15 protein-coding genes are annotated in these 18,080 nt (G+C 65.2%); 4 read left to right on the top strand and 11 right to left on the bottom strand.

Translation table 11 applies throughout. The features are described 5' to 3' along the window. Positions 1 to 154: 154 nt before the first annotated feature. Positions 155 to 1,327: an ABC transporter substrate-binding protein gene (locus OWC48_RS25465; RefSeq protein WP_028148067.1), complete on the bottom strand. Its 1,173-nt coding sequence runs from the start codon at positions 1,325 to 1,327 to the stop codon at positions 155 to 157. Positions 1,328 to 1,630: 303 nt separating this feature from the next. On the opposite strand from OWC48_RS25465, the gene OWC48_RS25470 reads away from it, so the two are divergent. Continuing rightward, the gene (locus OWC48_RS25470; protein ID WP_282522429.1) at positions 1,631 to 2,893 is read left to right on the top strand and encodes an NAD(P)/FAD-dependent oxidoreductase; all 1,263 of its coding nucleotides are present in this window, start codon (positions 1,631 to 1,633) and stop codon (positions 2,891 to 2,893) included. A 209-nt stretch (positions 2,894 to 3,102) separates the two neighbouring features. Here the strand turns inward: OWC48_RS25470 and OWC48_RS25475 are convergent, their stop codons facing one another. Then, positions 3,103 to 4,314 (bottom strand): ABC transporter substrate-binding protein, encoded by a 1,212-nt coding sequence (locus tag OWC48_RS25475; RefSeq protein WP_282522430.1) that lies wholly within the window; start codon positions 4,312 to 4,314, stop codon positions 3,103 to 3,105. Between the two features lie 35 nt (positions 4,315 to 4,349). Beyond that, on the bottom strand, positions 4,350 to 5,558 hold the full coding sequence (locus tag OWC48_RS25480) for a cytochrome P450 (protein WP_282522431.1): 1,209 nt from the start codon (positions 5,556 to 5,558) through the stop codon (positions 4,350 to 4,352). A gap of 80 nt (positions 5,559 to 5,638) precedes the next feature. Here OWC48_RS25480 and OWC48_RS25485 point away from each other — a divergent pair, with 80 nt between their 5' ends. Then, the gene (locus tag OWC48_RS25485) at positions 5,639 to 6,142 is read left to right on the top strand and encodes a MarR family winged helix-turn-helix transcriptional regulator (protein WP_282522432.1); all 504 of its coding nucleotides are present in this window, start codon (positions 5,639 to 5,641) and stop codon (positions 6,140 to 6,142) included. A gap of 402 nt (positions 6,143 to 6,544) precedes the next feature. Here OWC48_RS25485 and OWC48_RS25490 read toward each other — a convergent pair whose 3' ends face one another. After that, a complete protein-coding gene (locus OWC48_RS25490; protein WP_282522433.1) occupies positions 6,545 to 8,395 on the bottom strand; it encodes a feruloyl-CoA synthase in 1,851 nt (616 codons plus the stop codon). A gap of 150 nt (positions 8,396 to 8,545) precedes the next feature. Between OWC48_RS25490 and OWC48_RS25495 the strand changes: the two genes are divergently transcribed. Continuing rightward, positions 8,546 to 9,052 carry a MarR family winged helix-turn-helix transcriptional regulator gene (locus OWC48_RS25495; RefSeq protein WP_282522434.1) on the top strand — a complete coding sequence of 169 codons (507 nt, stop codon included), beginning with the start codon at positions 8,546 to 8,548 and terminating at the stop codon, positions 9,050 to 9,052. 190 nt (positions 9,053 to 9,242) lie between these two features. After that, on the top strand, positions 9,243 to 11,048 hold the full coding sequence (gene atzF, locus OWC48_RS25500; RefSeq protein WP_282522435.1) for an allophanate hydrolase: 1,806 nt from the start codon (positions 9,243 to 9,245) through the stop codon (positions 11,046 to 11,048). 109 nt (positions 11,049 to 11,157) lie between these two features. Here atzF and OWC48_RS25505 read toward each other — a convergent pair whose 3' ends face one another. The 7 genes from OWC48_RS25505 to OWC48_RS25535 form a co-directional block, all read right to left on the bottom strand. Further along, positions 11,158 to 11,880: a GntR family transcriptional regulator gene (locus tag OWC48_RS25505; protein WP_282522436.1), complete on the bottom strand. Its 723-nt coding sequence runs from the start codon at positions 11,878 to 11,880 to the stop codon at positions 11,158 to 11,160. A 4-nt stretch (positions 11,881 to 11,884) separates the two neighbouring features. After that, the gene (gene hpxZ, locus OWC48_RS25510) at positions 11,885 to 12,277 is read right to left on the bottom strand and encodes an oxalurate catabolism protein HpxZ (protein WP_014491241.1); all 393 of its coding nucleotides are present in this window, start codon (positions 12,275 to 12,277) and stop codon (positions 11,885 to 11,887) included. Positions 12,278 to 12,301: 24 nt separating this feature from the next. Beyond that, the gene (locus OWC48_RS25515; RefSeq protein ID WP_282522437.1) at positions 12,302 to 13,696 is read right to left on the bottom strand and encodes an AtzE family amidohydrolase; all 1,395 of its coding nucleotides are present in this window, start codon (positions 13,694 to 13,696) and stop codon (positions 12,302 to 12,304) included. 7 nt (positions 13,697 to 13,703) lie between these two features. Beyond that, complete coding sequence (locus OWC48_RS25520; RefSeq protein ID WP_282522438.1) at positions 13,704 to 13,883, bottom strand: DUF4089 domain-containing protein; 180 nt, start codon at positions 13,881 to 13,883, stop codon at positions 13,704 to 13,706. 19 nt (positions 13,884 to 13,902) lie between these two features. Next, a complete protein-coding gene (locus OWC48_RS25525; RefSeq protein WP_282522439.1) occupies positions 13,903 to 15,624 on the bottom strand; it encodes an ABC transporter ATP-binding protein in 1,722 nt (573 codons plus the stop codon). A 301-nt stretch (positions 15,625 to 15,925) separates the two neighbouring features. Beyond that, positions 15,926 to 16,825, bottom strand: a complete 900-nt coding sequence (locus OWC48_RS25530; protein WP_282522440.1) for an ABC transporter permease — start codon at positions 16,823 to 16,825, stop codon at positions 15,926 to 15,928. A 3-nt stretch (positions 16,826 to 16,828) separates the two neighbouring features. Next, on the bottom strand, positions 16,829 to 17,842 hold the full coding sequence (locus OWC48_RS25535) for an ABC transporter permease (protein ID WP_282522441.1): 1,014 nt from the start codon (positions 17,840 to 17,842) through the stop codon (positions 16,829 to 16,831). Positions 17,843 to 18,080 lie beyond the last annotated feature (238 nt).

Below are 18,080 nucleotides of genomic sequence, written 5' to 3' on the forward strand. Positions count from 1 at the left end.
TTCGGCATCAGCGCTTCCACAAAGCTCGGCTGTCCCGTCTGCTTAACCGCCATCGCTACCCTCCAAGGCTTTGCCCGAGGGAATCACAATTGACGAATTACGCAACAGGCCCACAAGGGGAGAAGGGGCGGCATCGCTCGTGGCTGGGATCAACTCACTTCATCGCGCACTTGTCGTGGAAGCGATCCTGGTCGTTCTCCACGATGGTCGCGACCGTCTTCAGCGAGAGCTGGCCTTCGCCGTCCTTGACCACGTCCTGGAGGTAGAAGCTCTGCACCGGGATGTGGTTCTTGCCGTATTTGAACGGGCCGCGCAGCGACTTGAAGTTGGCCTTCTCCATCTCGGCCTTCATCGCGTCCTTCTTGCTGGTGTCGCCCTTCACCGCGACCACCGCACTGTTGATGAGCTGGGCCGCGTCATAGGCCTGCGCGCCGTAATAGGTCGGGCGCAGATTGGGGTATTTCTTGCGGTAGTCGGCGACGAAGCGCTTGTTCTGCTCGTTCGGGAGGTCGTTGACCCATTCCTGCGCGCCGGGAACGCCGAGCGCATTCTCCTTCTGGAGCGGCAGCGAGAGCTCGTCGACGGTGAAGGCGGTGTAGAGCGGCATCGTGCTCTTGAGGCCGGCCTGCGCATATTGATTGAGGAACTGCACGCCGGCCGCACCGGGATAGAACACGAAGATCGACTCGGCGCCCGAGGCGCGCGCCTTGGAGAGCTCGGCGGAGAAATCGAGCTGGCTCGGCCAGACCGTGTATTCCTCGCCCTTGACCTCACCCTTGAACGTGCTCTTCAGGCCCGCGAGCATGTCCTTGCCGGCCGCGTAGTTCGGCCCGATCAGGAACACGCTCTTGACGCCCTTCTGGTTCATGTAGAGGCCCATGGCGGCGGGCGTCTGGTCGTTCTGCCAGGAGGTCGAGAACACGTAAGGCGAGCACAGTTCGCCGGCGAGCTGCGACGGACCGGCATTGGCCGAGATCAGGAAGGTCTGCGAGTCCACCGCGGTCTTGAGCGAGGCCAAGAGCACGTTCGACCAGATGTAGCCGACGATGAAGTCGACCTTGTCGGACTGCACCAGCTTCTCGGTCTTCTGCTTGCCGACATCGGGCTTCTGCCCGTCATCCTCGTAGATCACCTCGACCGGCTTGCCGTCCATCTTGCGGCCGATGTGGTCGAGCGCGAGCTCGAAGGAATTGCGCATGTCGTTGCCGATCACGGCAGTCGGGCCGCTGAAGGTCGAAACGAAGCCGATCTTGATGGTGTCGCCGGCGAAAGCCTGATTTGCCAGTACCAGCGCCGCTGCGCCCGCCAGCCAGAATGCCGTCCTCATAACCACTCCCCTCCTTATTATTGATCCCGGAAACGGGGTGATCGCCGCCCCCGGGTCTGTCTCTATTGAACGCAAAATCTGTCGCGCCGCCAATGGCTCAGCGTCCGCCCCTGCACCATATTTCGCCCTAATCGAGGATGGCAAGAAATATAATTCTACTCACTTCGATCAAGGCTGCGGCGCTTTTTCGCGGGGTATGGCGATACGCCCAGCCTATGCCGCGATTGATGACGGCTATTGGACTACGGCGCCCAATGCGCACTTAGATGAAGGGAGAGCAGCAGCGAGATTCGAGGGTGCATCATGGCCGCAAATCCCCACCGCGTCGTCATCGTCGGAGCCGGCTTCGGCGGGCTGGAGGCGACCTACCGGCTTGCGGGCGCGCCGGTCGAGATCACGCTGATCGACCGCCGCAACCATCATCTGTTCCAGCCGCTGCTCTACCAGGTCGCGACCGCCTCGCTCGCGACCAACGAAATCGCCTGGCCGGTCCGGCACCTGATGCGCGACCGGCGCGAGGTGACGACCCTGTTTGCGACGGTGAGTGGCGTCGACGCCGACCGGCGCTGCGTGCTGATCGACGACGGCAGCGAGGTGCCCTACGACACGCTGGTGCTCGCCACCGGCGCGCGCCATGCTTATTTCGGCCATGACGAGTGGGAGCAGTTCGCCCCCGGCCTGAAGACGCTGGAAGACGCGACCACGCTGCGCCGTCACATCCTGGTGGCATTCGAGCGCGCCGAGCGCGAGACTGATCCGGCCAAGCGCGCGGCGCGGCTGACCTTCGTCATCGTCGGCGCCGGCCCGACCGGCGTCGAGCTCGCCGGCACCATCGCCGAAATGGCGCACCACACGCTCCCCGCCGACTTCCGCAACATCGACACCCACAAGGCACGCGTGGTGCTGATCGAGGCCGGACCGCGCGTGCTCGCGGGCTTCCCCGACGATCTCTCTGCCTATGCGCAGGCTTCGCTGGAAAAGATCGGCGTCGAGGTCGTGCTGGGCCAGGCCGTCACCGAGATCAACCGTGAGGGCGTCGTGTTCGGCGGCAAGCTGCTTGAGGCAAAGACACGAATCTGGGCCGCCGGCGTGCGCGCCTCGCCCGCCGCCGAATGGCTGGGCGCACCAAGCGATCGCGCCGGGCGCGTGGAGGTCGAAGACGATCTGACGATACCTGGTCATCCCGATATCTTTGCGATCGGCGACACCGTTGTGATCAACGCCTGGGAGGGTAAGCCAGTGCCCGGCATCGCGCCGGCCGCCAAGCAGCAGGGCCGTCACGTCGCCGAGACCATCAAGGCGCGCCTGCGTGGCGAGAGCAAAGGTGCATTCCGTTACAAGCACTCCGGTAGCCTCGCACAGATCGGCAAGCGGCTCGCCGTGATCGATTTCGGCAAGGTCAAACTGCGCGGCACCATCGCATGGTGGATCTGGGGCATCGCCCACATCTACTTCCTGATCGGCCTGCGCCACCGCCTCAGCGTCGCCCTGAGCTGGCTCTGGATCTACGCCCGCGACCAGCGCGCGGCGCGGCTGATCACGCAGGGGAGCAGCAAGGTGGCGTAGGGACGCTACCGTAGCGCGCTTTGCTTACCCTCCCCTGGAGGGGGAGGGTCGGCTCAGATGGAGCGCAGCGACATGCGAGACGGGGTGGGGTGACGGTCTCTCCGCATCGAACAGTGCCCGTGTTGAGAGATCACCCCACCCCGCTCGCGCTTCCCGCGATCGACCCTCCCCCTCCAGAGGAGGGTGAAGAGGCAACCGCAGCGACATCGCTACTTCACCAGTTCGCATCCGCCCTCCGCGAGCGGCCGGAACGCCTGGTCTGCGGGAATCGTCGAGACCAGCTTGTAATAGTCGTACGGATATTTCGACTCCTCCGGCTTCTTCACCTCGAACAGATACATGGGATGCACGACGCGGCCGTCCTGGCGGATCGTGGTGTCGCCGAACAGCTTGTCCTTACCCCTGAACTTCTTCATCTCGGGCACGGCGTCCTTCGCATTGTCGCTGCCGGTCGCGGCGACCGCGTTCAGATAAGCGAGCGTCGAGGCATAGACGCCGGCCTGGTTGCCGCTCGGCATCTTGCCGTTCATGCCGGGCCGCACAGCGAAGCGCTTTGCAAACGCGCGGGTGTCGTCGTTCATGTCCCAGTAAAATGCTTCCATGAGCTGGAGGCCCTGGGCAACCTTGATACCCATGCCGTGGACGTCGTTGATGAAGAGCAGGAAGGCGACGAGCTTCTGGCCGCCTTGCTGGATGCCGAACTCGGCGGCCTGCTTCACCGCGCTGATGGTGTCGCCGCCGGCATTGGCGAGGCCGATCACCTGCGCTTTCGAGCCCTGCGCCTGCAACAGGAAGGAGGCGAAGTCGGAAGTGCCGAGCGGATGTTTTGACGAGCCAAGCACCTTGCCGCCGTGCGCCTCGATGTATTTCTGCGCCTCCGCCTCGATGCCCTTGCCGAGCGCATAGTCGACCGTGAGGAAATACCAGTCCTTGCCGCCGCGCGACATCATCGCGGCCGCGGTGGTGTTGCCGGTCGCCCAGGCGTCGTTGACCCACTGGATCGTATTGGGCGAGCAGGCCTTGCCGGTGAGATCCGAGCTTGCGGTCGACGACGCCAGGAACGTCATGCGGCTGTCGCGCAAGAGCGTATTGATGGAAAGGCCGACGGCAGAGTTAGGGACGTCAACGATGGCATCGACGCCCTCGACATCGAGCCATTTGCGCGCGATCGCGTTGCCGACATCGGCCTTGTTCTGGTGGTCGGCATAGACGATCTCGACCTTGATGTTCTTGCCGCCGCCGTTGAAATCCTCCGCGGCCATGCGCGCGGCCTCGACCGACCCCATGCCGTTGGTATCCTGAAAGATGCCCGAGATGTCATTGAGCACGCCGACGCGCACGACATTGTCGGAGATCTCGGCGCTTGCCGCGCCGCTCATCAGGCTAGCCGCCAGCGCAAGCGTCCATTTCAGGTGTTTCATTGTTCCCTCCCCTATTTGTTTGGCAGCCGTTCGCGTCAGGCCGGCGTGATCGTCACCGGCAGGCTGTCGAGCCCGCGCAGCGTGTTGTTGAAGCGGCGTTTTGGTTCACCCGTGATCTCGATGCTGGCGACGCGACGGGCCAGTGCCGTGAGCATCGTCTCGCCTTCGAGCCGCGCCACGAGCTGACCGACGCACATGTGAATGCCGGAGCCGTAGCCGACATGGCCGGAGGTGCGGCGCGTGATGTCATAACTGTCTGCCTTGTCCCAGCGCCGCGGATCGCGATTGGCGGCGGCGAGGAACATCAGGACTTTCTCACCTTCGCCGATCGTCGCGCCCGACAGCTCGACATCGCGCGTCGTGGTGCGGAAGAACGTCTGCACCGGACTCTCGAACCGCACCGCTTCCTCGAAGGCGTTACGCGCCAGCGTGAGATCGCCACGCAAGCGCTGCCACTGCTCGGGGAAGCGCGCCAGGCAATAGACCGCCGCACCGATCCCGTTGACGGTGGTGTCGAGGCCGGCCGACAGCAGCGAGCGTACCAGCAGCGGCGCCTCGGTGGCCGTAATCGCGCCCTCGTCGACATGGGCGTGAATACACGCACCGATGCCGCCGGGCGTGAGATTGTCGCGCTGGCATTGGTCCGTAACGTAGGCCTGGTGCGGCGCCGAGCGCGCAATGGCTTCTTGGCGCAGTTCATTGGGTGGGCCGAACGCGTTGAACACCACGCTCGCGTAGGGGATGAGATGCTCGCGTCCCTCAGGCTTCAGCCCGAGCGCATCCGGGAAGATCGAGAGCGGATAGGCTTCCGCGAGATCCGTGATCGCGTCAAAACTGCGCTTGTCGAGCAGCACATCGACCCGTTCTTCAGCTGCCGCTGCAAAGCGGTCACGGAGGCCCTTCATGACGGTCGGCGACAGCACCTTCGAAAGCACGGCGCGGGTCCGCGTATGCGCGGGCGGATCGGCCTCGAGGATCAGGCTCGGCGGCCGCCACGGCGTCTCCTTCCTGAAATCGGAGAGGCCGACGCCGCGGCTGGAGCAGAACGTCGCGGGATCGTTCAGCACGGCGTGGACCTCGGCATAGCGTGCCACGCCATAGACGTTCCACTTGTCGAGATAGATGACAGGGCCAGCCTCCCGCAGCAGCTCGTGCGTGGGATAGGGGTCGGCGAAGAAATCCATTGCGAAGGGATCGACGTCGAGATGCGGGACGCCTGACGCAGGGGAGCCCGATGCGCTCATGAAAATCCTCCCTCATTTTGATCTTGTGAAAGGGCAGCGCTTGCCCTTAGGTCATCAGGCGCGCCGCTAGTGAGCCCGATATGCCGCCTTCGACCAGATCCCGCCAAAGACCTGCGACCGCCGAGGCGGGACCGACGCTCGACCTCGATCGTTACGTCCCGGCCTTCGTCACCTTCATCGCCAACAAGCTCTCGAACAGCGCGACCGCGTTCTACCAGCGAGAGTTCGGCGTCAACGTCACGGAATGGCGGATCATGTCGCTGCTGGCGATCGAGCCCGGCATTCCCGCCTCGCGGATCTGCCACGTCATTGGCTTCGACAAAGGCCCGGTGAGCCGGACGCTCGCGGGGCTGGAGAAGCGCGGACTGGTCTCGATTCGAACCGACCCGAACGACGGCCGCACCCATTCGATCTCGCTGACGGCGAAGGGCCGCGCCACCCATGACAAGGTGATCGTCGCGGCGTTCGAGCGCGAGCGGCGGCTGTTGTCCTGCCTGAGCAAAGACGAGCGCGAGGTGCTGATCGATCTGCTGCGCCGGCTGCACGAAAATCTCGGCGCAGTCACCGGCAGCAGCACCAGTTGACGCAGCGGGCGTGAGACGCGTGAGCCGCGTCGTGTTGCCGCCTTCAGGCATACGACGGCATTTACCCGCGGCCCCCTCTCTGCCGAACATCGTTTCCTCCAGGATCAGGCGCAGCGGTTCCCCCGCCGTCATCCTTGTCTGGAACGGTTCGCACAAATTAGTTGCTTAAGCAACAAAAGAATCATGCAGGATATTGCGGCAGAATGGCTGGCGTATTTTGCGAGCTGTTTCGCACCCTCTCCCCGTTCTTACGGGGAGAGGGTGGGGTGAGGGGCCTCTCTCCGCAAATGAGATGGCCGTGAGACCTGTACCCCCTCACCCGGATCGCAAGAGCGATCCGACCTCTCCCCGCAAGCGGGGAGAGGTGAAGGAGGCGCGAGCTCCGTTGTGATTGACGAACGGCTACAGACCGATCCACTCACCCGACGCATCATCATTCACCCGCGCCACCGCATCGGCCCGCCGCGTCAGCACGGCGCGCTGGTTGATGTAACCCTTGTCGGTGATCTCACCGCCATCGACCGACGGCGGCTCGGCGAGCAGCAGCGCGCGCGTAGCGTGGCCGGAGGAGTTGGCGCCCTGCTGTTTCAGCTTCGCCAGGCCCTGTGCGATCGCGGTCCTGACCTTGTCATCGCCAAGCACATCGTTCACGCCTGCCGTCTCGGGCAAGCCGGCATGGGTACGGCACATGGCCATGTTCGGGAACACCAGAAACCGCACCTCGTCGCCGCCATGGCCGGTGACGACGATATCCTGCGCCAACGGCGCCAGCGCGGCGATGCCGGCGACGCGCAGCGTACCGACGCTGACCCAGGTGCCGGAGTTGAGCTTGAAGTCCTCCGCGACGCGGCCGTCGAAGAACAACCCGCGCTCAGGCCGTTCCGCATCGGCAAGCTTCACGGCATCGCCGATCATATAGAAGCCCTCGTCGTCGAAAGCCTGCCTGGTCAGCTCCGGCGCCTTCCAGTAACCCGGCGTGACATTGGGGCCGCGCACCCGCACCTCCAGCTTGTCGCCCGACGTGACGAGCTTCAGCTCGGTGCCGGGAATGGGCACGCCGATATTGCCCGAGCGCTCCGCGAGGAAATGACAGTCGGTCGCCAGCGGCGACGTCTCGGTCGAGCCCCAGGCCGACACCATCGGCAGCGGACGACCAACAGTCTCCACCGAAAGCTGCTCGAGCGCGTCCCAGAGGTTCTGCGGCAGCGCGGCGCCGGCATAGAAGGCGAATTTCACTTCGCCGAAGAAACGGCGGCGCAGCTCCGCGTCGCCGCGCAGCGCTGCGATCAGCATGTCGAAACCGCGCGGCACGTTGAAATAGACCGTCGGCATCACGCTTTTCAGATTCGCGAGCGAGGTCGCGAACAGACCGGGCGCGGGCTTGCCGCCGTCGATATAGAGTGAACCGCCGTTGCGCAGCACCAGATTGAAATTATGGTTGGCGCCGAAGGTGTGGCTCCAGGGCAGCCAGTCGAGAATGACGAGATCGCCGCCGCCCGGTTCGAGAAACGTCCAGGTCTGCGCCTTGGCCTGCTGGCTCGAGGTCAGCATGCGCTGGGTGTTGATGACGGCTTTCGGCGTGCCGGTCGAGCCCGAGGTGAACAGGAATTTTGCGATCGTGTCCGGTGTTACCGTGGCGAGGGCTTTTGCGACGTCGCCCGTTTCGGGCGTCGCCGCGATGTCACGGAAGGCCAGCGCATCGGCATCGCCGGCATTGCCACTGATGATCTGCGCCTCGTGCAGCGGCTTAATCGCGGCGAGTGCAGCAGCAAACGGCTTTGTCGCGGAGACATAGATTGCGCCCGGCTGAAGCAGCGAGATCATGCTCTTGAGCTTGTCGAAATCCTTCGACATCAGCGAATAAGCCGGCGAGATCGCGGCCGAGGGAACGCCGACATGCTGGGCGGCCAGCGCAAGCAACGCGTGATCGATGCTGTTGTCGGAGAGGATGATGACGGGACGCTCGGCGCTGAGCTCTTGCGCCAAAATCCAGCTCGCCGCTGCGCGGACCCGCCGCAGGGCGCCCGCGTAGGTCATGGTGGCCCAGGGCGTGTCGGCGCTGTCACGCTCGGCGAGGAAGATCGTGTCAGGCGTCTGCCGCGCAAAATGCTCCAGCCAGTCGCCGATGCAGCGCGCGCCGTCGCGCAAGGGTTCTGGCGAGCGCAGCACGATGCTGCCGTCGGCGCGATGCTCGGCGACGGTCTTGGGCGTTGCGAACAGGCTCGAAGCGTCACCGCGTGCGGCGGTTGTCATGGTTTCCTCCTCGCCCTGGACGTCCGGATCGGCTGCAGCCTCGTTCCGGGCCGCTTTGGCCATATTGTTGGGCACGGCAATTGTTGTCGTCAACAACAATCTTCCGCGAGGGCCTTCGGAGCGCTAAGCTTGCACGGCAGGAGAGATCACGTGACAGCCAGCGCAGCCCGAACTGAGCCCCGCCCCGCCCCACGCAAGCGTGCCGGCAACGGCGCGGCGCGGCCGAACGACGCGGACGAGATCGGCCTCGACGCCCTGGTCGGGCACGCCGGTTATGCGGTGCGGCGTTTCCAGATCTGGATCTTTCAGGACTTCATCAAGACGCTCGGCGAGGTCGACATCAAGCCGACGCAGTATTCCGTGCTGACGGTCATCGGCGCCAATCCGGGCCTGTCCCAGATGGCGGTAGCGAAGCGGCTCGGCATCGAGCGCGCCCGGCTGGTGCATCTGCTCGACAGCCTCGAACAGCGCAAGCTGGTGAAGCGGGTCAAGTCGAAGGCGGACCGCCGCTCCCACGCGCTGCACCTCACCGCACCGGGGGAGACGGCGCTGGCAAAGTTCAAGCGCCTCGCTGCCGAGCACGAGCGGCATGTCGTGGAGAAGATCGGCAAGGAGAACAGGGAGCGCCTGCTCCAGATCCTCGCCGGCTTCACCTGATCGACGCTGCCTAATATTTACGCAAATGCCCGTATCAGGGCGCTGGCACGACCGCCCAACAATTCGAAATATCTTACAAGCCACTGATCCCTCGATAATATCCGAGACCTAACGCCTGCCCGGATTGTGTACACAATGGCACATCGCTTGCTTCAATCCGGGTAAGACCTGTTGCCGGAGTTTTGTCACCATGGGGGCTGAGCAGCCTGAAACGATCGCCGCGATTGTGGCTGCGCATCGCGCGGGCACGAGCACGCCTGCGCAGACCGTCGCGCGAACCTATCAGCGCATCCGCGATCACAACGATCCCGCGATCTTCATCAGCCTGCGCGACGAGAAGGACGCGATCGCAGAAGCCGAGAAGCTTGCCGCAAGGGATGCCACCAGCCTGCCGCTCTACGGCGTGCCGGTTGCGGTGAAGGACAATATCGACGCGCTGGGATTTCCGACCACCGCGGCCTGCCCGGCCTTCTCATATACGCCGATGCATGATTCGACCGCGGTGGAACGCCTGCGTGCGGCCGGCGCGATCATCATCGGCAAGACCAATCTCGACCAGTTTGCCACCGGCCTCGTCGGCGTGCGCTCGCCTTACGGCATCCCCAAAAACTCGATCCGCGAGGATCTCATTCCCGGCGGCTCGAGCTCGGGCTCGGCGGTCGCCGTCGGCGCCGGACTCGTGCCGCTGTCGCTGGGCACGGACACCGCCGGGAGCGGCCGGGTGCCGGCGATGCTCAACAACATCGTCGGCCTGAAGCCGAGCCTCGGCATGATCTCGAATGCGGGCCTGGTGCCGGCCTGCCGCACGCTCGACTGCATCTCGGTATTCGCTCGGACCGTCGACGACGCCGCGCTGGCACTCTCCGTGATGGCGGGTCCAGACCAGGCCGACCCATTCTCGCGCGACCGGCCGCTGGGCGCGATCACGCCGTTCCTCGCGAATTTGCGCCTCGGCGTGCCCCGCAACGGACAGCTGATCTTCTTCGGCGACAGGAAGGCGGAAGCGGCTTACGGCGATGCGCTGAAGCGCTGGACCGCGCTCGGCGCTGAGCTGGTCGAGTTCGACCTCGAGCCGTTCTACGAGACGGCGCGGCTGCTCTATGAGGGGCCGTGGGTCGCCGAGCGTTATCTCGTGATCAAGGATCTGCTGGCGTCCGCGCCTGATTCGATTCATCCGGTGACGCGCGAGATCACCGCGGCCGGCGCGCGGCTGACCGCTGCGGACACCTTCTCTGCGCTCTACCGCCTGCAGGGCCTGCGCAAGATCGCCGAGCGGACGTTTGCCAGCATCGACGCGCTGGTGTTGCCGACGGCGCCGACGGCGTACACGACCGCGCAGGTGCTGGCCAATCCAATCGAGCTCAACAGCCGGCTCGGCACCTACACCAATTTCGTCAACCTCCTCGATCTCTGCGGCCTCGCGGTCCCGGCGTCGATGCGCGCGGACGGCATTCCGTTCGGCATCACGCTGCTCGCGCCCGCAGGACGCGATGCGATGCTCGCGAGCATCGGCCGCGTCTTCCATACCGACACCAAGCTGACGGTGGGCGCCAAGGACGCTACACAAGCACCGCTGGCGCCGCTTGCCGCAAGGAGCAGCGACGAGATTCCGATCGCAGTGGTCGGCGCTCACCTGTCCGGCATGGCGCTGAACGGCGAATTGAAGGCGCTCAACGGAAAGCTTATCGAAGCGACCAAGACCGCGCCCGACTACAAGCTCTACGCGCTCCAGACCACGCCGCCGAAGCCCGGCATGCTGCGCGTGGAAGCAGGCAAGGGCGCGGCGATCGAACTGGAGATCTGGTCGCTGTCGTCGTCGGCTTTCGGCAAGTTCGTGAATGCGATTCCAGCGCCGATGGCAATCGGCACAATCAGGCTTGCGGATGGCCGCAGCGTGAAGGGCTTTCTCGTCGAGCCGGAGGTGCTGGGCGAGGCGCGCGACATCACGGCGTATGGGGGATGGCGCGCGTATATGAAGGAAGTCGCGGCGATATAGGTCTCGTAGGGTGGGCAAAGCGTAGCGTGCCCACCATCACAGCGGTTAGGAAAGACGTGGGCACGGCGCTTTGCGCCTTTGCCCACCCTACGGTACCGCGTGCGCAGCTCTAAACCGACACCGCGTAAATCTCATACTCCCCGCGCACCAGTTCGATATGGGCGCGCATGGCGGCCGCCGCGCCCTGCTTGTCGCCGCGCATGATGGCGACGACGACGCGGTCGTGCTCGGCTTGCGACTTTGCCAATCGGCCGAGATTGCGGAACTGGGCGCGGCGGAACGGTTGCACGCGGACGCGGGTCGCCAGCGTGATCTCGGCGATGTAGCCGTTCTGCGATCCCGCATAGATCGCGTTGTGGAAGCGCTCGTTGACCTCGTGGAAGCGATCGGGATTGCCGGCGTAGCTGAGGACGCGCAGCTCTTCGTGGACGGCTTCGAGACCGTGGCGCTCGGCAGCGGACATGCGCTCGGCGGCAAGGCCCGCGCACAGCGCCTCGAGCTCAGCCATCGCCTCGAACATGCCCTTGAGACGCTCGACCGAGGGCTGCGCCACCACCGCGCCGCGATGGGCGCGCGATTCGACGAGGCCGCTCGCCACCAGCTGGCGCAACGCCTCGCGGACCGGCGTGCGCGAGACGCTGAAGCGCCGCGCGATGTCGGTTTCATCAAGCGGCGCGCCGGGGGCCAGGGTTCCGCGTACGATCTCGTCGGCGAGTTGAAGCCGCAATTCCTCGGCGCGCGTGATCTTGTGCACGCTGGGCTGCGCCCGGTCGACGCGCGGCACCACCGGCTCGGCCGGCAATAATCCCTGCGGAAGATCGTCAAGCGTCATACGATCAGGTCTCTTTCGACTCGTCGATGATGCTGACATGGGCGGCGACGACGCGCCAGCCCTCCGGGAAGCGAATCCAGGTCTGCATCTGCCGGCCGACCTTGCCGGGAGCCGTGTCGCGATAGAACAGGGTGGAGGCCACGGCCGTGTCGCGGCCATAGCTGGTGATCACGGTTTTCGCGGTGCGGCGGTTGAGGCCCACCGGCGAGCGCCCGGCGCGGAAGCCGGAGATCGCCTCATAGCCGTAGAGGTTCTCGCCGATGCCGTAGCGCAGCGTGCGGGGATCGTTGCGGAAGAGCTCGCCGAGCACGGCGACGTCGTTGGTGATCAGCGCCTGCTCATAGCGCTCGAACGCGGCCTTCACTTCCGCGATCACCTCGGGGAGATCGATCTCCATCTTAAATTCCTCTCAAGTCCCCTTTTATAGTCCCCTTGGCGACGGCGCGGATACCACGCCCATCTTCTCCAATGCGTACGCGACGCGCAGCGCGATGTCCTCGCGCCAGGGCGCGGCGATGATCTGCACGCCGATCGGCAACGGCTCGAGCGGCACCGGCACGGCGACCACCGGCAATCCGATGAACGAGATCGGCTGGGTGTGGATGCCGATATTGGCGCGAACCGGCAACTCGACGCCGTCGAGTGTGAAATTCACCTGGCCAAGCTTCGGCGCGGTACAAGGCGTGGCCGGTGCAATCAGCACGTCGACGGATTTGAAGATCTCGGCAAGCTGCACGCGATACCAGCGGCGGAATTTCTGCGCGCGGTCGACCAAGGGCGCGGGCACCATCGCGCCGGCAATCAGCCGGTCACGCACGGCGGGATCGAAATCGTTCGGGCGCTTGCGCAGGCGATCGAGATGCAGCGAGGCGCCTTCGGTGGTGGTGATGACATAGGCCGCCGCGCGGGCGCGCGAGGCTTCGGGCACGTCAACGATCTTCGTCGCGCCGAGTGCCTTGGCGACGCGGCTGACGGCTTCGACGGCCTCGGGAAACAGGTTCTTCTGAAAGTGCCCGCCGGCAATCGCGATGCGCAGGTCCGACACCGGATTGGCGAGCAGCGGCAGCGTCGGCTCCAGGCCACGCGTGGTGCAGGCGGCATCATCCGCATCCCCCCCCTGCATCACGTCATAGGCGAGCGCGAGATCGGTCGCCGAGCGCGCGAACGGGCCGAGATGATCGAGGCTCGCGACGAACGGGAACGAGCGCGCGCGCGACAGCCGGCCATAGGTCGGCTTCAAGCCAAAGATGCCGCAGAAGGAGGACGGCACGCGGATCGAACCATTGGTGTCCGAGCCGAGCGCGATCGGCACCAGCGCGCCGCCGACGGCGCTCCCCGAACCACCAGACGAGCCGCCGGTCATCCGGGTCGTGTCATGCGGATTGCGCGAGGGACCGTCATGGACGTTCTCGCCGGTGAAGTCGTAAGCGTATTCGCCCATGTTGAGCGCGCCGACGAGCACGGCGCCGGCGGCCTCCATCCGCTCGATCAGCGTAGCGTCGCGCTTGGCAGGCGCGAGGTCACGATTGATCTTCGAGCCGGCCCGCGTCGGAAGCCCCGCGACGTCGAACAGGTTCTTCACCGCGAAAGGAACACCGGCGAGCGGGCCGATCTCCTTGCCGGCAGCAATGTCGGCATCAACAGCGCGCGCCTTCGCACGGGCGCGCTCGGCGGTGACGTCGGTAAAGGAGTTGAGGACGCCATCGTGCTGCTTGATACGCGCAAGAGCTGCTTCGGTGGCATCGAGTGCCGACATCTTGCCGCCGGCCACAGCCTTGGCGATGTCCGCAGCCGTCATCTCTGGCTTGGTGGTCATGGCGGGATCAGACCGTGAAGATCGGCGCCGGCTCGGTCTCGTCCGGCAGCGCGAATTCGTCGACCAGTCGGCCAAGCCGGAGCGAGACTTCGAGATTGGCGCGCACCGCCGGCCTCCAGGCCTCCTCGACCGGCAGCGCCAGCGCTTTCGATACGGCGTCGATATAGTTGTCCAGCGGTTCGGCCATCACGCTCCCAAACAATCTCTCAGTGTACCTGCAACGGCGGATGCGGGATCGCCGTCAGCAGCTCCTTGGTGTAGTCGTCCTGCGGATCGCTGAGGACTTTTTCGGAAGAGCCCTCTTCGACGATTCGACCTGTCCGCATGACAATGACACGATCGCACAACAAGCGCACTACGTTCAAATCATGCGAGACGAACAGATAACTCATACCTAAGCGCGCTTTCAGGTCCTGAAGCAGATTGAGGACCACGGCCTGGACCGAGACGTCCAGCGCCGCGGTCGGCTCGTCCAGGATGACGAGTTTTGGACGCAGCGCGATGGCGCGCGCAATGCCGACGCGGGCCTTCTGGCCGCCGGAAAGCTGGTGCGGAAACCGATCCAGCAGATTGTGCGGCAGCCCGACCATGGTCGCGAGTTCCTCGCAGCGCGTGCGCAGCGCATCGCGGCCCCTGATGTCGCCGAGCTGCATGATGGGGTCGGCGATGGCGCGGGCGGCGGTAAAGCGCGGGTTGAGGCTGTCGGTCGGGTCCTGGAACACCATCTGGATGCGGCTGCGTTGCGGCAGCCGGGCGAAGGAGGCAGGCGCGATGGCGCCGATGTCCTCGCCGTCGAACTGGATCAGGCCGGAGGTCTGGTCCAGTAGGCGCATCACCATCATCGACGTCGTCGATTTGCCGCAACCGGATTCGCCGACCAGGCCGACGCTCTCGCCATGGCCGATGGAGAGGCTGATGCCGTCGACCGCGCGGAACACGTCGGGCTCGACTGGCGGCTTGCGGCCGAACAGTTTGCCGAGCGTGGCGGTGGCACCCTGACGAGGATATTCCTTGACCAGCTTTTCGACGAGGAGGAGGGGCTTCTGGCTCTCTGCGGCGGCGGCCGGGGCCGGCTCCGCGGGGGCGGCGGGTTCCGCGCCCTCCTCCTCCGGCAGCAGATCGCGCAAGCTCACACCAAGCCGCGGCGTCGCGCGCATCAGCTTCTTGGTGTAGGGGTGCTGCGGGTTGGCGAAGATGTCGGCGGCCTTGGCGGTCTCGACGACGCGACCCTTCTCCATCACGACGACGCGGTCACAATAGGCGGCCGCAAGGCCGAGGTCGTGCGTGATCAGGATGGTCGACATCGCCTTGCGTTTTGTCAGCTCGACGATCAGGTCCATCACCGCCTTCTGGGTGGTGACGTCGAGGCCGGTGGTCGGCTCGTCCGCGATCAGGAGCTGCGGATTGCAGGCGAGCGCGAGCGCGATGACGACGCGCTGGCACATGCCGCCTGACAGCTCGAACGGATAGGCGTGGTAGCGCTCGCGCGGGCGGGCGATCTTGACCTGCTCCAGCGCCTCGATCGCCTTTTCTCCGTGGTCCGAGACCGTGGCCTGCTGCACGTGGGTGCGCAGCACGTCCTCGATCTGGTCACCCACTTTCCGGATCGGGTTCAGGGCCGCGCGCGGGTTCTGGAAGATCATCGAGACTTCGCGGCCGCGCAGATCGCGCATCTGGTCTTCGGTGGCCGCCCTGACGTCGATGCCGGAGAACATCACCGAGCCCTCGGCGATCCGCCCCGCCCGATCGAGGATGCGCATCACCGCATAGGACGTCACCGACTTGCCGGAGCCGGACTCGCCGACGATGGCGAGCGTCTCGCCCTTGGCGACGGAGATGTTGACGTGCTGGACGGCTTTGACGATGCCGCGGCGGGTGGTGAATTCGACCGTGAGATCCCTGACGTCGAGCAGGGGCTGGGCGGTCATGAGGGCCTCCCGATCAAAAAAGTAGAAAACAACCCCATGCACAGTAGAGATGTGCTTGATTCAACTAAGAAACTTTTTGGAGAATTTTGGCGTGAGGCGGACCCGGCCCTCTCATTCCCTCCCCCCTTGCGGGGGAGGGGCAGGGAGAGGGGTAGCCACGAACTCAGATCTCGCTTGGGGCTACCCCTCTCCCATAGCCGAAGCTTCGCTTCGGCGTTGACTAAGAGGACGGCCGCCGAAGGCGGCCTGTGCCTCCCCCGCAAGGGGGGAGGGAGCGCAGCTGCGAGCTTGGAAACAGCCATCACGTCCTCCGCTGCGGGTCGACGATGTCGCGGAGGCCGTCGCCGAGGAGGTTGAAGCAGAACACGGCGATCATCAGCGCAAGGCCCGGGAACAGCGCGATCCACCATTCCCCTGACACCATGAAGCCCGCGCCTTCGGCAACCATGATGCCCCACTCGGCTGTCGGCGGACGGACGCCGAGGCCGATGAAGGACAGGCCGGCGGCATTGAGGATGGCGTAGCCCATGGTCAGCGACATCTGCACGATCATGATCGGCATGATGTTCGGCAAGATGTGCACCAGCAGGATGCGGAGTTCGCCGTTACCGGACAGGCGTGCGGCCTGCACGAAGCCGGCATTGCGGCGGACGTTGGCTTCGGCGCGGGCGACGCGGGCGTAGAGCGGGAAGTTCACGATGGCCGTGGCCAGGATGATGTTCTGCACGGTGTTGCCGAGCGCGGCGACGATGCCCATCGCCAGCACGAACAGCGGAAACGCCATGATGGTGTCCGCGATGCGGCCGACAATGCGATCGGTCCATCCGCCGAAATAGCCCGCTGCGATGCCGGCAAGGCCGCCCATCAGGAACACCAGCACCACGGAGGCGATCGCGATGAACGTATCGAGCCGCGTCGCAACCACGACGCGGCTGAAAATGTCGCGGCCCAATTGATCGGTGCCGAACCAATGCGCGGCCGAGGGCGGCTTCAGTGCAGCGGCCGTGTCGGAGGCCAGCGGATCATACGGCACCACATAGGGACCGAAGATCGCGGCAATCAGGATCACGATCAGCAGCGCAAAGGCAAAGCCGGTGACCTTGTTCTCGCTGAGAACGTAGCGGGTCTGTTCGAGGATCGCAGTGAGGCCCGACGTTCGCGCGGGGCCGACAGGTTCAACAGCAGGCGCAACCGAACTCATGATTTAGCCCTCCAACCTGACACGCGGATCGATCACGCCATAGAGAATGTCGATCACGAGATTGAGCAGCACGTACATGACCGCCATGGTCAGCACGAAACCCTGCACCGGCGCGAAGTCGGACGAGATCAGCGCTTCCACCGCGTAGGAGCCGATGCCGGGCCAGGCGAACACTTTCTCCACCAGCACGTTGGCCCCTAACAGGAACGAGAACACCATGCTGAGCGTGGTGATCACGGGCAGCATCGCGTTGCGGAACGCGTAGGTGATGATGACGGTCGCCGGCGACAGACCACTGGCGCGGGCCGTCCGCACGAACTCCGACGACAACACCGCCAGCATCGAGGCGCGCGTCATGCGCGCGATCGGCGCCAGCGAGAAGATCGCGAGCGTCGTCGCCGGCAGAATCAGCTGGCTCAGCGCGGAGCGGAACGCCTCGAAGTCGCGCGCGATCAGCGTGTCGATCAGGTAGAAGCCGGTCACCGTCGGCGGCGCGCTGGTGAACACATCGAGGCGACCGAGCGGCGCGGGTGACCAGCCGAGCCTGAAATAGAAGATATAGACCAGCACGAGGCCGGTGAAGAACACCGGCAGAGAGACGCCGGCCGTCGTCGTGACACGGCAGAGATGGTCGACCCATGATCCCGGCCGCGTCGCCGCCAGCACGCCGAGCGGAATGGCGATGACGACCGAGACGATGAGGCCGAGCAAGGTCAGCTCTGCGGAGGCCGGCAGGCGGTTGCGGATCTCGGCCGCCACCGGCTGTCCCGTGGTGAGCGAGTTGCCGAAATCGCCATGGGCAAGGTCGTTGGTGTAGCGGAAGAACTGCTCGATCAGCGGCCTGTCGAGGCCGAGCTTCTTGCGGATCTGCTCGACAGCTTCCTTGGTTGCCGCGGGCCCTGCGAAGTAGGCGGCGGGATCGCCCGGCAGCGCGCGCGTCAGCAGGAAGGTGACGATGACGACCCCGATCAGCGAGGGAATCGCGAACATCAGGCGCTTGCCGATCATGGTCAGCATGGAAAGACGCTCCTGGATGACGAACGAATCTTGCTAGCGGACAAGAGCGTTGCCCCGCGCTCCGCTGCGTTCCCTCCCCCCTTGCGGGGGAGGGTTAGGGAGAGGGGTGGCTCCGGGTGAGATCTGAGTTCGTGGCTACCCCTCTCCCCGCCCCTCCCCCGCAAGGGGGGAGGGAGTGAGAGGCCAGCGCCCGCCTCACTCCGAAATGCAGCTAGCGTCGCGGCCATGTCGCGCGCGC

The sequence above is a fragment of the Bradyrhizobium sp. Arg816 genome (genome assembly GCF_029989365.1).
Classification (GTDB): Bacteria; Pseudomonadota; Alphaproteobacteria; order Rhizobiales; family Xanthobacteraceae; genus Bradyrhizobium.